At 62.2% G+C, this 16,127-nt stretch carries 11 protein-coding genes; 5 read left to right on the top strand and 6 right to left on the bottom strand.

All coding sequences use genetic code 11. The annotated features are described in order from the left end of the window. The 4 genes from PverR02_RS14030 to PverR02_RS14015 form a co-directional block, all read right to left on the bottom strand. Window positions 1-1,167, bottom strand: a complete 1,167-nt coding sequence (locus PverR02_RS14030; protein ID WP_079443659.1) for a GGDEF domain-containing protein — start codon at window positions 1,165-1,167, stop codon at window positions 1-3. A 51-nt stretch (window positions 1,168-1,218) separates the two neighbouring features. Further along, window positions 1,219-3,456: a 1,4-alpha-glucan branching protein GlgB gene (gene glgB / locus PverR02_RS14025; RefSeq protein WP_046383202.1), complete on the bottom strand. Its 2,238-nt coding sequence runs from the start codon at window positions 3,454-3,456 to the stop codon at window positions 1,219-1,221. After that, window positions 3,453-6,800 carry a maltose alpha-D-glucosyltransferase gene (gene treS / locus PverR02_RS14020; protein WP_046383201.1) on the bottom strand — a complete coding sequence of 1,116 codons (3,348 nt, stop codon included), beginning with the start codon at window positions 6,798-6,800 and terminating at the stop codon, window positions 3,453-3,455. Before treS ends, glgB begins: the two co-directional genes overlap by 4 nt. 146 nt (window positions 6,801-6,946) lie before the next feature. Continuing rightward, window positions 6,947-8,935 carry an alpha-1,4-glucan--maltose-1-phosphate maltosyltransferase gene (locus tag PverR02_RS14015; protein ID WP_046383200.1) on the bottom strand — a complete coding sequence of 663 codons (1,989 nt, stop codon included), beginning with the start codon at window positions 8,933-8,935 and terminating at the stop codon, window positions 6,947-6,949. A 205-nt stretch (window positions 8,936-9,140) separates the two neighbouring features. Here PverR02_RS14015 and PverR02_RS32295 point away from each other — a divergent pair, with 205 nt between their 5' ends. The 5 genes from PverR02_RS32295 (at window position 9,141) to PverR02_RS13995 (ending at window position 13,199) form a co-directional block, all read left to right on the top strand. Then, window positions 9,141-9,308 carry a hypothetical protein gene (locus tag PverR02_RS32295; RefSeq protein ID WP_164887046.1) on the top strand — a complete coding sequence of 56 codons (168 nt, stop codon included), beginning with the start codon at window positions 9,141-9,143 and terminating at the stop codon, window positions 9,306-9,308. 13 nt (window positions 9,309-9,321) lie between these two features. Then, a complete protein-coding gene (locus PverR02_RS14010; protein ID WP_017848445.1) occupies window positions 9,322-9,561 on the top strand; it encodes a DUF3203 family protein in 240 nt (79 codons plus the stop codon). Window positions 9,562-9,745: 184 nt separating this feature from the next. Beyond that, on the top strand, window positions 9,746-11,161 hold the full coding sequence (ccoG, locus tag PverR02_RS14005; protein WP_046383199.1) for a cytochrome c oxidase accessory protein CcoG: 1,416 nt from the start codon (window positions 9,746-9,748) through the stop codon (window positions 11,159-11,161). A gap of 94 nt (window positions 11,162-11,255) precedes the next feature. Further along, the gene (mapR, locus tag PverR02_RS14000; RefSeq protein WP_017848443.1) at window positions 11,256-12,665 is read left to right on the top strand and encodes a GntR family transcriptional regulator MpaR; all 1,410 of its coding nucleotides are present in this window, start codon (window positions 11,256-11,258) and stop codon (window positions 12,663-12,665) included. Between the two features lie 69 nt (window positions 12,666-12,734). Next, window positions 12,735-13,199 (top strand): hypothetical protein, encoded by a 465-nt coding sequence (locus PverR02_RS13995; RefSeq protein WP_227778857.1) that lies wholly within the window; start codon window positions 12,735-12,737, stop codon window positions 13,197-13,199. Window positions 13,200-13,211: 12 nt separating this feature from the next. Here the strand turns inward: PverR02_RS13995 and PverR02_RS13990 are convergent, their stop codons facing one another. Then, window positions 13,212-13,958: an SDR family oxidoreductase gene (locus tag PverR02_RS13990; protein ID WP_046383198.1), complete on the bottom strand. Its 747-nt coding sequence runs from the start codon at window positions 13,956-13,958 to the stop codon at window positions 13,212-13,214. Between the two features lie 54 nt (window positions 13,959-14,012). Next, a complete protein-coding gene (locus PverR02_RS13985) occupies window positions 14,013-16,109 on the bottom strand; it encodes a putative bifunctional diguanylate cyclase/phosphodiesterase (RefSeq protein WP_079443658.1) in 2,097 nt (698 codons plus the stop codon). Window positions 16,110-16,127 lie beyond the last annotated feature (18 nt).

The following is a 16,127-nucleotide window of genomic DNA, read 5'->3' as shown; positions in this document are numbered from 1 at the left end:
CTACTCCGCCACGACCACTTGATTGCGGCCGAGGGCCTTGGCGCGGTACAGCGCCTTGTCGGCGGTGTTCATCAACGCGTGCAGGTCGCCATCCAAGGTGCAGGTCGACGCCACGCCGAGACTGGCGGTCATGCCCTGCACAGGTTCGGAAGCCATGCAGGAGATGGCCTTGATCAACTGCTCAGCGATACCCCGGGCGGTTTCCAGCGAGGTATTGGGCAGCAACACCGCAAACTCCTCGCCCCCCAGGCGACCGTACACATCGGCCTGGCGAAACGACGCGGTGATCACTCCGCCGATCTGCCGCAATACCTGGTCGCCGGCCTGATGGCCGTAGGTATCGTTGATTTCCTTGAAGTGGTCCATGTCGATCATTAACGCACACAGCGGCTGCCGGTTGAGGCGGCACTGCGCGTACAGCAATTGTGCATGTTCGAAAAACGCGCGACGGTTCATCAGCCCGGTGAGTTCATCGGTCTGTGCGGCGCGCGCGGAAATAGTGTGGGCGCGTTCCATCTGCCTGGTCAGGCGGAAGGCTTTTTCCAGGGCGCCGGACAACTTGCGCGTGGCACTGACCACAAACGAGGAAAACACCAGCACCGCAATCGCCACGCCGACCTGCATCGATGACGGCTGAAACAGCAGCCACAGCGTACACGGCAGCAACACCAGGCCCATGGACACCATGGTCATGTAGCGATAGGCCGAATAGCACGAGACAGCGCTGACGGACATGCCCACGGTAAACAACATCACCAGTACTTGGGACATCCGGTCGTCGCTGGGCATTACGGCAAAGGCGCCGGCGCCCCAGATGCTCGCGGACAGTATCAAGGTGAGCCAGTAACGGCGCTCCCAGCGTTCCGGCGTGCGCTCGCTGTGGGGGCTGCGAAACCACTCGAGGAACATTTTCACCCGCAGCAGCGATGACGCCGCCAGCACCGCCAGCCATACCTGCATGACCTGGTGGTCAAAACGGTCCCAACACAGCCAGCAAAGCATCGCCGCCGCGAAATAACTGCCGAAAATGGCGGCAAATGACTGACGAAACAGCTGATGCAAACGGTCGGTTCGCACCTGCCCCTCAATAACGCAATCCTGGTCTTGCTCATGCCCAAGGCCATTCATGAAAACCGCCTGATTCAACTGCCGCGACAAAGGTGCCATTGTGGCACCCTGCCACTAGCGCGGACAATAGACGCCAGCACCTTGGCGCCGTTAACTGTCTTGCGGACGCAAAATCAGCACGCCCAATGGCGGCAGATTCAACGACAGCGATACCGGTTGACCATGATGCGGTTCATCCTCGGTGAAGACCCCTCCGCCATTGCCATAATTCGAACCGGCATACGTGTCCGCATCGCTGTTGATCACCTCGCTCCAACGCCCGGCGAACGGTACGCCGACCTTGTAGGCTTCACGCGGCACCGGGGTGAAGTTGGCCACCACCAGCACCGGCCTGCCGTCCTTGCTCCAGCGCAGCCAGGCGTAGACGCTGTTGATCGCATCGTCGCCGATCAGCCACTGGAAGCCCTGGGGCGCGTCGTCCTGTTCATACAGGGCCGGTTCCTCGCGGTACAGGCGATTCAAGTCACTCACCAGCTTCTGCACCCCACGGTGTTCGGGGTATTGCAGCAGGTACCAGTCCAGTTGCTGGTCGTGGTTCCACTCGCGCCATTGGCCGAACTCGCAGCCCATGAACAGCAGCTTCTTGCCCGGGTGCGTCCACATGAAACTCAGGTAGGCGCGTAGGTTGGCGAATTTCTGCCAGCGGTCGCCGGGCATCTTGTCGATCAGCGAGTGCTTGCCGTGGACCACTTCATCGTGGGAGATCGGCAGGATGAAACGCTCGGACCAGGCATACACCAGGCCAAAACTCAGTTCATTGTGATGGTGGGCGCGGTACACCGGGTCTTGCTGGATGTAATGCAGGGAATCGTTCATCCAGCCCATGTTCCACTTGTAGTTGAAGCCCAGGCCGCCCTGTTGGGTTGGCTGGCTGACGCCCGGCCAGGCCGTGGATTCTTCGGCGATCACCAGCGCGCCGGGGGCTTCGAGGGCGACCACGTCGTTCAAGTGCCGCAGGAAGTCGATGGCTTCGAGGTTCTCGCGGCCGCCATGGCGGTTGGGCACCCATTCGCCGGCCTTGCGCGAATAGTCGCGATACAGCATCGAGGCCACGGCATCGACGCGCAGGCCATCGACGTGGAAGTGTTTGAGCCAATGCAGCGCCGAGGCCAGCATAAAGCCATGTACTTCGGTGCGACCCAGGTTGTAGATCAGCGTGTCCCAATCCTGGTGGAAGCCTTCCAGCGGGTTGGCGTATTCGTACAACGCCGTGCCATCGAATTGCGCGAGGCCGTGGGCATCGGTGGGAAAATGCGCCGGCACCCAGTCGAGGATCACGCCGATGTCGGCCTGGTGACAGGCATTGACGAACTCGGCGAATGCCTGCGGCGAACCGAAGCGCGCAGTCGGCGCGAACTGGGACAACGCTTGATAGCCCCAGGAACCGCCGAACGGGTGTTCCATGATCGGCATCAGCTCGATATGGGTAAAGCCCAGCTGTTGCACATACGGAATCAGCCGCTCGGCCAGTTCACCCCAGCCGTACTGGCGCGAAACCTCTCCGGCCTCGTCCAGTTCGCACTGCCAGGAGCCCAGGTGCAACTCATAAATCGACAGCGGCGCCGTGGGCTTCTGCTTTTGCGCACGCGCCTGCATCCACGTGTGATCCTGCCAGTCGACCTGCAACGGCGACGCGACTTTCGATGCCGTGTCGGGCGGCATCTGGGTGGCCAGGGCCATCGGGTCGGCCTTGAGCGGCAAAATGCCGTGGGCCCCGAGAATCTCGTATTTGTAGGCCGCGCCCGCTTGCAAGCGTGGGATAAAGATCTCCCACACACCAGCCGGATGGCGCAGGCGCATCGGGTGGCGGCGGCCGTCCCAAATATTGAAGTCACCGACCACCGACACGCGCCGGGCGTTCGGTGCCCACACGGCGAACCGCACGCCCTGCACGCCATCGACCGTGGTCAACTGGGCGCCCAGGCAACTGCTGAGGTCACGGTGATTGCCTTCGGCAAACAGGTACAGGTCCATTTCCCCCAGCAGCAGTTGCTGGAAACTGTAAGGGTCTTCGGTGATCTGTTCGCCACCGGCCCATTGGATCTTCAACAGGTAGGCCTGGCGACTGCTGAAATGCCCGATAAACAGACCCGGCACCTGGGTCGCGTCGAGGCTGCCGATCGGCTCGCCAGTGTCGCGACTCAGCAGTTGGACGCTCAAGGCCTCCGGCAGGAACGCACGGACAAACTGGCCGCCCTGCTCGTCATCATGGGGCCCGAGAATCGAGAACGGATCATGGTGTTCGGCGCGCACCAGCGCTTCGACGTCGTTGGACGCCGGCATTGCTGTCAGTTTCGGCTGCAGCGGTTCTTTATTCGTAAAACTCATGACGTCTCCCCACCGCGTACAGATTTCGATCCAGGTATGAGCCCGCTGAGCAAACCGTGCAAACCCTGCAAGGGCACCGGCAGCCAGGTCGGGCGGTTTTCCGCTTCATAAGCCACTTCATACGCGGCCTTTTCCAGGCTGAACAAGGTCAGCGCTGCGTCCTGGCCTTTGGCATCCTGCCAGTCATGCGCCAGTGTAGCCGTCGCCGCGTGATAAGCCTTGATAAATGCCAGACGCGCCTCAATCAGGTAGCGCTCGGTCACACGCTGGCGCGCCGCGTCCGCTGCGGGTGAGTGGTCCACACCTTGCACATTCAGGGCCATGGCCGCCGCGTAATCAAACGAACGCAGCACGCCGCTGACGTCTTTATAGGGGCTGTGCTTGCCGCGCCGTTCGTGCAGCGGCCGCGCCGGTTCCCCTTCAAAGTCGATCAGGTAAGCGTCGCCTTTCACTACCAGCACCTGGCCCAGGTGCAAGTCACCGTGGACGCGAATGCGCAAGCCGCCCAACGTGGCCTGCGCCAACGCCCGGACCTGAGCGCCGATGGCTTTTTTCTGCTCCAACAATTCACTGACCCGCGCCTGATCGGCCGGGTTCAATTGGTTTTGATGCAGTTTGAGCAATTGCAGGGCGCGCTCGATCTGCGCCGCAATGTCCTTGGCCCAGGCCTCGGCATCCTTGGCGGTGGTGACTTCGGCTTGGAAGTCTGGGTTGGCCGTCGGCGCCGCCAGCACGCCGTGCATTTCACCCAGGCGCTGCCCGAGCAAAGCGGCAAAGTCGGCCAGCTCGCCCAAGGCGTTGTAATGCTGCTCCTGTTCGGACATCGCTTCGGCCTGTTCGTCGCGGATCGCGCGCTCCAGGTTGTTCTGGGTCCAGCCCCAGGCGTCGCCCTGGTTGCTCAGGTAGCCCTGGGCAATCATCAACAGGTTGTCCTGGCCCTGGCCGTCACGCCGAATCATCGAACCGAGCAACGGCGAAATGTTCGGGTAACCGGCTGCGGTCAGGTAGGCGCTCATCTCCAGCTCCGGATGGACCCCGGCGCTGACCTTGCGGATCAACTTGAGCACCAGGCTCTCGCCCACCACCACCGAGCTGTTGGACTGCTCGGCAGCCAGGTAGCGCACGGGCGACTCATCGGTCAGCGGCAGCCTGGCCAGTTGCGGCGTGGCTTCAAAGCGCAGCTCGCCCTCGCTGCTGTTCAACACGGTGCCGGCCTGCAAGGCCTGGATCACCGCGCGGATAAAGTGTTCCAGGCTGAACGCATCGGTCACCAACCCCACCTGACGCACGCGCCGCACACGGGCCAGGGCCAGTTGTTGCGGCAAGGCGCTGGTGAACTGGTCTTCGCCGAGAAAGCCGAACGGCAACTGGTAACGGCTGACCTGCCCCCCGGCGCTCACCTCGATTTCGCTGAGCAGCACCGGGTGCTGCAGGTCGCCGAACCGCACGCCGTAAGCGATATGCACGCTGTCGATGGCCGTGTCCTTGCCGGCGAACCAGCGGCGCTTGGGCAGCCAGGCCGGCAGCGAGGTGTGCTCCAGGACGGCGCGACACGGTGCGTCGAGCAGCTCCTCCATGCGTTTTTTCAGAACCAGGGTGGTGAAGTCCGGCATGCTTTGCACCGGTTCCACATGCCAGCTGGGCATCTGGTTTTCCGCCGCCAGCACGAACCAATAGAAGCCATACGGCGCCAGGGTCAGCAGGAAATTCAACTGGCCGATGGGCGGGAACGCATTACCGCCGAGCATCTCCACCGGCACCATGCCGGCGAAGGCCGAGAGGTCCAACTCGGCCGCCTGGGCGCTGCGCGAGACGTTGGCCACGCACAGGATGATCTCGGTGCGGCCGTCGTCCCCGGTGAATTCGCGGGTATACGCGAGGATGCGCCGGTTGCTCGGCGAGAGCATCTTCAAGCTGCCGCGGCCGAAGGCCTTGGACTGCTTGCGCACCGCGAGCATGCGGCGGGTCCAGTTGAGCAGCGAATGCGGGTCCTGGGCCTGGGTTTCGACGTTGACCGACTGATAGCCGTATTGCGCGTCCATGATCGGCGGCAGCACCAGGCTGGCCGGGTCGGCGCGGGAAAAGCCGCCGTTGCGGTCGATGGACCACTGCATCGGCGTTCGCACGCCGTCGCGGTCGCCCAGGTAGATGTTGTCGCCCATGCCGATTTCATCGCCGTAATACAGGGTCGGCGTGCCCGGCATCGACAACAGCAGGCTGTTGAGCAGTTCGACGCGACGCCGGTCACGCTCCATCAGCGGCGCCAGGCGCCGGCGAATGCCCAGGTTGATCCGCGCGCGACGGTCGGCGGCGTAGTAGTTCCACAGGTAGTCGCGTTCTTTGTCGGTGACCATTTCCAGGGTCAGTTCATCGTGGTTGCGCAGGAAGATCGCCCATTGGCAATTGGCCGGGATTTCCGGGGTCTGGCGCAGGATGTCGGTGATCGGGAAACGGTCCTCCTGGGCCAACGCCATGTACATGCGCGGCATCAGCGGGAAGTGAAAGGCCATGTGGCATTCATCGCCGTCGTCGCCCTTTTTGTCACCGAAGTACATCTGCGTGTCTTCCGGCCACTGGTTGGCTTCGGCCAGCAGCATGCGGTCGGGGTAATGAGCGTCGATCTCGGCGCGGATCTGCTTGAGGACGTCGTGGGTCTCCGGCAGGTTTTCGTTGTTGGTGCCGTCGCGCTCGATCAGGTACGGGATCGCGTCCAGGCGCAGGCCGTCGATGCCCATGTCGAGCCAGAAGCGCATCACCGACAGCACGGCTTTCATCACTTGCGGATTGTCGAAGTTGAGGTCGGGCTGGTGCGAATAGAAACGGTGCCAGAAGTACTGGCCGGCCACCGGGTCCCAGGTCCAGTTGGACTTCTCGGTATCGAGGAAGATGACGCGCGTACCGTCGTACTTCTGATCGTCGTCGGACCACACGTAGAAGTCCCGCGCCGCCGAACCGGGCTTGGCCTTGCGTGCGCGCTGAAACCACGGGTGCTGGTCGGAGGTGTGGTTGATCACCAGTTCGGTGATCACCCGCAGCCCGCGCTGGTGGGCTTCGGCGATAAAGCGCCGGGCGTCGGCCATGGTCCCGTAGTCGCTGTGCACGCCGCGGTACTCGGCGATGTCATAACCGTCGTCGCGACGTGGCGAGGGGTAGAACGGCAGGAGCCAGATGGTGTTCACACCGAGGTCGGCGATGTAGTCGAGTTTGGCGATCAGCCCGGGAAAGTCACCGATGCCGTCGTTATTGGAGTCGAAATAGGATTTGACGTGAACCTGATAGATCACCGCGTCCTTGTACCACAGCGGGTCTTTGATAAAGGTGGCAGCCTTGGGTTTCTTCGCCATTGGAAACTCCTGAAAACTCGAGGATTCTTGCGGACTGAAGCGGGTCGATGTGCGGGGGGCTTGCGCCCGATAGCGGCAGGACAGTCACTTGATCCATTGGCTGGCATAGCGCTTTCGGGAGCTAGCCCCCGCCCACATGTCGATCCTTAGTACGTGGTAATGCGCCAGATCCCGAACGGCATCTGCGGCTCCAGCCGCATCCATTGGGTCTTGCCGTACCACGTCCAGCGATGGCCGTTCATCAAATCTTCGCCCTGGGTGTGGGCGTCGTCCGGCAGGCCCAGCTCCCACAGCGGCAATTCGAATTGCGCTTCCTGGGCATTGAATGGGTCGAGGTTGACCGCCACCAGGATGAAATTGCTGCCGTCTTCGCTGCGCTTGCCGAAGTACAGGATGTTCTCGTTCCAGGCGTTGTAGAGCGTCAGCCCCAGATGCGTGTGCAATGCCGGGTTTTGCCGGCGGATGCGGTTGAGTTGGGCGATCTCGGCGATGATGTTGCCGGGTGCGGTGAAGTCCCGCGGGCGGATCTCGTATTTTTCCGAGTCCTGGTACTCTTCCTTGCCCGGCACCGGCGCGGCTTCGCACAGTTCGAAGCCGGAATACATGCCCCACAACCCCGAGCCCATGCTCGCCAGCGCGGCGCGGATCAAGAAACCCGGGCGCCCGGACTCATGCAGGAAAGCGGGGTTGATGTCCGGGGTGTTGACGAAGAAGTTCGGCCGGTAGCACTCGCGCCAGGGCGACTCGTTCAATTGCGCCAGGTACTCGCTCAGCTCGGCCTTGGTGTTGCGCCAGGTGAAATAGGTGTAGCTCTGGGAGTAACCGACCTTGCCCAGGCGCGCCATCATCGCCGGTGTGGTGAATGCTTCGGCGAGGAAGATCACCTCCGGGTACTTGGACCGCACATCGCTGATCAGCCATTGCCAGAATGGCAGCGGCTTGGTGTGAGGGTTATCGACGCGGAATGTCTTCACGCCCTCCTCGACCCAAGCGAGCACGATGTCACGCAGTTCGGTCCACAGGCTGGGGATCGCATCGGCGGCGTAGAAATCGACGTTGACGATGTCCTGGTACTTTTTCGGCGGGTTTTCCGCGTATTTGATCGTGCCGTCCGGGCGCCAGTTGAACCAGCCCGGGTGCTGCTTGAGCCACGGGTGGTCCTGGGAGCACTGAATGGCGAAGTCCAGGGCGACTTCCAGGCCATGGTCGGCGGCGGCCTTGACCAGGCGCCGAAAATCGTCGCGGCTGCCCAGTTGCGGATGAATCGCGTCATGGCCGCCCTCCTCGCTGCCGATCGCGTAGGGGCTGCCCGGATCGTGCTGCTCGGCCCTCAAGGCATTGTTTTTGCCTTTACGGTGGCTGCGGCCGATGGGGTGGATCGGCGGGAAGTACAGCACGTCGAACCCCATGTCATGGATCATCGACAGCCGCGAATGCACGTCGAGGAACGTACCGTGACGCGCTGGATGGTCGGTGATAGAGCGCGGAAACAGCTCATACCAACTGGCAAACTGCGCACGCTCGCGCTCCACGTCGAGCGGGTACGCGGGACTGATGCTCAAATAGGCGCGGTGATCAGCCCGGGTCATCAGGTACGCACTGTCTTCGTGCAGGAACAGCGCAACCTGCTCGGTTTCCAGCAGGCCGGAGAGCTCGTGGTGCAAGCGCATCAGGCGCTCGCGCAGCTCACTGTCACTGCGCTCGGCGGCCAGCAGCACCAGGCTGCGGCCTTCCTGCAACTCAAGGCTGACCGGCACGCCAGCCTCATGTTTCTTGCGCAGTTCGTAGCAGAAGCTGGCAAAGGTATCGATCCAGGCTTCGATGCAATATTCATGGGGCCCTTGGGCGGTGACGGTAAACGCGCCCTCCCAACCGTCGTTGCCGATATCGGCCATGACCTCGCTGTGCCAGCTTTCATCGTGCAAGGCGCGCCAGCGGATCAGCACCGCAAGCGTGTCGTGGCCGTCGGCGAACACCTTGCTGGTGACATTGATGCGTTGGCCCACCACGGCCTTGACCGCAAATTCGCCGCCGTCGATCACCGGCATGGTGCTTTCAATCGCTATGCGAGGCAGCAATAACGCCTGGGACAGCGGCAATACACAATCGTCTGGAGTCAGTGTTTCAGCAGTCATCGAGCATCTTCCCCTTACGCCCTGTGGACGCTCTTTGCTTGATCCGAATTCTGATACGGCACCGCTCTCCCTGAGCAGGGCCACATAAGGTCCGAGCCCGGGGCCGGGTGAAAAGTTCAGGTGGATGTGCCGCCATCGACGGGGGGAATCAATTCCCCCGGGCGGCTGTCCACCGATAGAGCAAAGCACAAAGGAGGCCACACCGATGAATATCCCGATTCCCGCGCAAACGCCCGATCCGAATATCGACAAGCCGACCCTGCCGCCCACCGAACCGGCTGCGCCTCCTGAGGAGGAACCGCCGCAAGACCCGCCCGTGCGGGTGGAGGAACCCTCAGCCCAATGCTATCCCCTCACCATCACCAGACGATGACAAGGAGTTCACCATGCCTGTACGTATCGAAAACCAGATCTGCTACTTCACGGTCGATGACAACGGCCAGGAACAAAGCCTGCCGGCGTCCCAGGTCACCGTCAGTACCGACAGCGAAAAATCCATGTCTTTTGTGGCGCTGAACGACGACCGGATCTACATCACCGAGGTCGAGGCCGACGCGCTGACCGTCGCCGGCGCCCAGGATGGGCGCAAACACCTGAAGGCCAGCGACAGTGATTCGGTGATTTGATTGATCTGTATCAGCACACGCTGAATCGAGCTGCGCCCCAGGCGCCACGGGGTGCAGCACATTGTCGCAGCAGGGCCTTTGCAGCGCATCTGATCCGCTTTTTATCGCCACACCTGAGTCTGTTATGCAAACAGCACGACGAGCATAGTTCACCGGCCTGATGGAGGCTGATGAGCAAACGACCATGAGCGAAATGATCCCCGTCCGAACCGTGGAAATCCACGAGCCTGCGCACCCGAAGAAGGTGACGGCCAAATCCAGCGATAACCAGATCCATACCCGTAGCTTCACCGGCCTGTACCGCACCTTGCGCGTGGCTGGTGCAGGCTTTCTGTTCCTGGCGTTTTTCGGCACGGTGTGGCTGAACTGGGGCGGGCGCCAGGCCGTACTGTGGGACTTGGCCGAAAGCAAGTTCCACATATTCGGCGCCACGTTCTGGCCGCAGGACTTCATCCTGCTGTCGGCGCTGTTGATCATCTGCGCCTTCGGCCTGTTTGCGATCACCGTGTTCGCCGGCCGGGTGTGGTGCGGCTACACCTGCCCGCAAAGCTCGTTCACCTGGCTGTTCATGTGGTGCGAAAAAGTCACCGAAGGCGAGCGCAACCAGCGTATCAAGCTGCAAGCGGCACCCTGGAGCCTGAACAAACTGGCACGGCGCTCGGCCAAACATACGCTGTGGCTGAGTATCAGCGTGCTGACCGGGTTGACCTTTGTCGGTTACTTCACACCCATTCGCCCGCTGGCCAGCGAACTGCTGACCTGGCAGATGGGCGGCGTGAGCCTGTTCTGGGTGGTGTTTTTCACCGCCGCCACTTACCTCAACGCCGGCTGGCTGCGCGAAGCGGTGTGCATGCATATGTGCCCGTATGCGCGGTTCCAGAGCGTGATGTTCGACAAAGACACGCTGACCATCTCCTACGATGCGGCCCGTGGCGAACACCGCGGCCCGCGCAAGCGTGAAGCCAAACCGGCGGACGTCGGCCTCGGCGACTGCATCGATTGCCAATTGTGCGTGCAAGTGTGCCCCACCGGCATCGATATCCGCGACGGCCTGCAAATGGAATGCATCGGCTGCGCGGCGTGCATCGATGCCTGCGACTCGATCATGGACAAAATGGGCTACGCCCGCGGCCTGGTGAGCTACACCAGCGAACATCAACTGCAAGGCGGCAAGACCCACCTGCTCAGGCCACGCCTGATCGGCTACAGTGCGGTGCTGCTGGTGATGATCGCGGCGTTGGTCGTGGCACTGGTGCAGCGGCCGATGGTGTCGCTGGACGTGACCAAGGACCGCGGCATGTTCCGCGAAAACAGCCAGGGCCTGATCGAAAACATCTACAGCCTCAAGGTCATCAACAAGACCCAGCAACCCCAGGACTACCGCCTGGAACTGGTGGATGGCGAAGGCTTCCAGCTGCAAGGCAAGACCCAGATCAGCCTGGCCCCGGGGGAAATCAGCGACGTGCCGGTGTCGGTGGCGTTGCTGGCGGACAAGCCGGCGAGCAGTTCGCAGATCCTGCGCTTCAAGGTCACCGACGTCGACGAACCATGGGTCTACAGCGCTGCCGACAGCCGTTTCGTGGCACCGTTGAACCGCTGAGGGTTGGCCAGCATAAGAGATCAAATGTGGCAGCCGCTCAGCCGGCGGCCACATTTCGCCCTGCGTACATCTTGAGAAGAATAATTTGGCTACCATGAAACGCTACGAAAAATTCGCCGACGACATCGCAGAACTGATCCGCTCCGGCGTGCTCGGCCCTGGCCAGCGAGTGCCTTCGGTGCGCTATGCCAGCCAGACCTACGGCGTCAGCCCGTCCACGGTGTTCCAGGCGTACTACCTGCTGGAACGCCGCGGCCTGATCCGGGCACGACCGCGTTCCGGCTACTTCGTCAACACCCATGCGCCCAGCCCGTTCTCCGAACCGGTGGTGAGTGAACACGTGCATGAATCCACCGAAGTCGATGTGAGCGAATTGGTGTTCTCGGTGCTCGAGTCCATCAAAGACCCGAATACCGTGCCGTTCGGCTCGGCCTTCCCCAGCCCGATGCTGTTCCCGCTGCCCCGCCTGGCCCGCTCCCTGGCCAGCGCCGCCCGTGAGATGGACCCGCGCCTGGTGGTCACCGACATGTCGCCGGGCAACCCGCAACTGCGCCGGCAGATTGCCCTGCGTTATATGGTCGGCGGCCTGATGTTGCCGATGGAAGAGCTGCTGATCACCAACGGCGCCCTCGAAGCCCTGAACCTGTGCCTGCAGGCCGTCACCGAGCCGGGCGATCTGGTGGCCATTGAAGCACCGGCGTTTTATGCCTGCCTGCAAGTGCTCGAACGCCTGAAACTCAAAGCGGTGGAAATCCCCGTGCATCCGCGTGACGGCATCGACCTCAACGCCCTGGCGCAAAGCCTGGAGCGCTACCCGATCAAAGCCTGTTGGACCATGACCAGTTTCCAGAACCCCATGGGCGCCACGCTGCCGGAAGCGAAGAAACAGGAATTGGTGGAGCTGCTGCGCCGCCATCAGGTGCCGTTGATCGAGGACGACGTCTACGCAGAGTTGTACTACGGACAACAGGCACCGAAACCCGCCAAGGCCTTCGACACCGAGGGCCTGGTGATGCACTGCGGCTCCTTCGCCAAGAGCCTCGCACCGGGTTATCGCATTGGCTGGGTGGCGGCCGGGCGCTATGCGCAGAAGGTCGAGCGTTTGAAGCTGATGACCTCGTTGTGCCCGTCGATGCCCGCCCAGGCGGCGATTGCCGACTACCTGCAACATGGCGGCTATGACCGGCACTTGCGCAAATTGCGCTACGCCCTGGAAGAACAGCAAAGCGCCATGCTTGCGGCCATCGCCCGGTATTTTCCGGCGCAGACGCGGGTCAGCCAGCCGGCCGGCGGGTATTTCCTCTGGCTGGAATTGCCGGAGCAGACGGACTCATTGAAGTTGTTCCAGATGGCCTTGGCCCAGGGCATCAGCATCGCGCCGGGGCCGATTTTTTCGGCGACCCAGCGTTTCAGGAACTGTATCCGCTTGAACTACGGCAGCCCGTGGTCGGAAGCATCGGAAAAAGCGATGGAGACGTTGGGACGCATTGTGCGCTCGTTTTGACGCGGAACCAGATCGACGCACGTACCACACAGGACACTCACTATTCCTGGTTCGAACCAGAGGTTTCCTATGAGCGTTTCTGTCCCCCCAAGGCTTGCACACCTGCCCATCCCGCCCAACTACATGCGTGCCGTCGAACAAAAGCAGGTTCGCGAGATGTACGCTCCGCTGGACCGACCGGCCGGCGACCTGCGCTCGGCACAGCAGATCATCGACCAGAGCCCGGTCATGACGCACTTCCTGCAAGGCCGCGACAGTTACGCGATCGCTGATGATCTTAAGCAGCAGGTCGGTGACTGGACCCCATCCAACGCAGACCCGGATGCGCGTGCTGACGCGGCTTACAACCTGGAAAAAGTGCTGCAGTTTCTCGACAACCTTGACGACCGCACCTTGAATGGCAGCCATGCCCGCAACGGGCGTATCGATGGGTTCTTCAACGACGGCTACAGCACCCTGGATAACTCCGAAGCCAGCCGGCTCAAGGCGTTTTCCTTTAAAGGCTATGAAGTGCTGCGCCATCTGCCGAGCTGAAGGCCGAGGGCCTCAACGACCGCCGCCCAGGTCGACGAACGTCCCGGTGGCATAGGACGCCTTGTCCGACAACAACCAGACAATCGCCTCCGCCACCTCGTCCGGCCGGCCGCCACGGGCCATGGGAATCCCGGACTCCAGCTTGCTGACCCGGTCCGGATCACCGCTCAGGGCATGGAAGTCGGTGTAGATATAGCCGGGGCGCACCGCGTTGACACGAATGCCCTCGCCCGCCACTTCCTTCGACAGCCCGATGGTAAAGCTGTCCAGCGCGCCCTTGGAGGCGGCGTAGTCGACATATTCACCCGGCGAACCGAGGCGCGCCGCCACCGACGACACATTGACGATGCTGCCGCCCTGCCCACCATGCCGGGGCGACATACGCAGCACCGCGTGCTTGGCGCACAGAATCGGGCCGAGCACGTTGGTCTTCATGATCTTCAGGATGCGGAACTCGGACATTTCATCAACACGGGATTTATGCCCCACGGTGCCGGCATTGTTGACCAGTGCCGTCACCCGCCCCAACTCGTTGTCAACACGATGGAACAGCGCGATCACCTCATCCTCGATGCTCACATCGGCGCGCACCGCAATGGCCTGGGCACCCAGCGCGCGGACCTGGTCGAGCACGCGATGAGCGGCCTCTTCGTCCGACTGGAAGTTGATGCAAATGCGATAGCCCTGGCGAGCCGCCAGCAATGCCGTCGCGGCGCCAATCCCACGACCGCCCCCGGTGATGATGAGGACTTTGTCCATGCCTACGCTCTCCTGAATCAACCAAATGTTTAGAGTTGGCCCCAAGAATACCCGTCAAGCACGCTGCTTGTCAGGCGCCAGCGCTGCTTGTGCCCGCAGGATGTCGGCCATGAAGCCATCCGCCGGTAACGGATGCCCGAGCAAATAGCCCTGCAACGCGTTGCACCCCAGACGGGTGAGGAAGCTCTGCTGGACATCGGTTTCCACCCCTTCGGCGACAATCCGCAGCCCAAGGGCCTGGCCCAGGGCGACGATGGCCGAGACGATGGCGGCGTCGTCGACGTCATGTTCCAGGTCTCGCACAAAGCCACGGTCGATCTTCAGTTCGTTGGCCGGCAGGCGCTTGAGGTACATCAGGCTGGAATAGCCGGTGCCGAAGTCATCAATGGACAGATCGACCCCCATTTCCGACAGCTGCTGCAACACCGTCATGCTCGCATCGGCATCGCTCATGGCGGTGGTTTCGGTAATCTCCAGCGTCAGGCTGTTGGCCGGCAACTGGTGGCGATCCAACGCGGTGGCGACACTTTTGACCAGGCCGGCGTGGCAAAACTGCAACGCCGACAGGTTCACCGCGATTCGCCAGTCTTCATAACCCTGGGCGTACCACACGCGCATCTGACGGCAGGCTTCGTCGAGCACCCACTCGCCAATCGGAATGATCAGCCCGGTCTTTTCCGCCAGCTCGATAAAGGCCGCCGGCAGCAACAAGCCCTCTTGCGGATGCTCCCAGCGCAGCAAGGCTTCGGCGCCTATCGGGGCACCGCTGACGGCGTCGAACTTGGGCTGGTAGTACAAGCGGAACTGCTGCTGCTCGACTGCGTTGCGCAAGTCCTGCAACAACTGCAGTTGCTTGCGCGCGTTAGAGTTCATCGACACATCGAAGAAGCTGTAGCCATTCTTGCCCATGCCCTTGGCGTGGTACATCGCGGCGTCGGCGTTCATCAGCAGTTCCTGGGGCGTACTGCCATTGCCCGGGAACATCGCGATACCGACGCTGGCTGAAATTTTCAGCACGTGTTCGGCCACCTGGAACGCGCGATTGATCAGCACCACCTGGCGTTCGGCAAGGCCCAGGGCATCATTGGGCTGCGTCAGTTGCACCAGCAGCACAAACTCATCACCGCCGATGCGCGCCAGGGTGTCCTGGCTGCGCAGATCTTCACGCAGGCGCTGACTGACTTCGCGCAACAACTGGTCGCCCATGTGATGGCCGAAGGCATCATTGACCGGCTTGAAGCCGTCCAGGTCGATAAACATCAGGGCCAGGCAACCGCCCTGCTCTTTCACCGCCTGCATGGCTTGCTGAATCCGGTCGGCGAGCAGGGTGCGATTGGGCAGGCCGGTCAGGGTGTCGTGCAGGGCCAGGTGGGTCAGTTCCTGATTGGCCAACGTCAGCGAGTCGGCCAGCACCGCGGTACGCGCCTCCAGGCGCGCGTCGAGCAACGACGTGAGCAGCGCGATAACCAGCACGGCCAGGCTGGTGACCAACACCAGGTTATCCAGGCCCTTGCCGCTCAAGCCGGTCAGCGCGGCGCCGCAGAAACTGTCGTCGGCAAAACGCGCCGCCGCCATGCCGGTGTAGTGCATGCCGACGATGGCCACGCCCATCACCACGGCGGCGCCACCGCGCGCCAGACGCACATAAGGCGTGTTGCGCCGCAGATTGAAGGCGATCCACAGTGCCGCGCCAGACGCCGCCACCGCGATCAGCAACGAGGCGCCAAACAACGCGGGGTCGTAATCGATGCCCGGCAGCATCCGCATCGCGGCCATGCCGGTGTAATGCATGCTGCTGATGCCGGCGCCCATGATCAGCGCGCCAAACCCCAGTTGCCACATAGGCAGGCGCTGCTGGCTGACCAGCCACAAGGCAAAGCCGCAGGACAACACCGCGATCAACAGCGACAACGCGGTAATGTCCAGGTCAAAACCCAGGGCGAACGGCAGCCTGAGCGCCAACATGCCGATAAAGTGCATGGACCACACGCCCACGCCCATGGCCAATGCCCCGCCCAGCATCCACAAGTAGATGGCGCGACCCTTGGCCGTGGCGATGCGACCGGAGAGGTCGAGCGCGGTGTAGGAAGCAAGCACCGCGACGAACAGGGAGATCACGACCAGAGAGGGAGAATAACTACCGATGAGCATGGAACTTCTCGAGAGCGA

It is taken from the genome of Pseudomonas veronii, from assembly GCF_002028325.1.
Classification (GTDB): Bacteria; Pseudomonadota; Gammaproteobacteria; order Pseudomonadales; family Pseudomonadaceae; genus Aquipseudomonas; species Aquipseudomonas veronii.
This window is presented reverse-complemented; position numbering and strand designations above follow the sequence as displayed.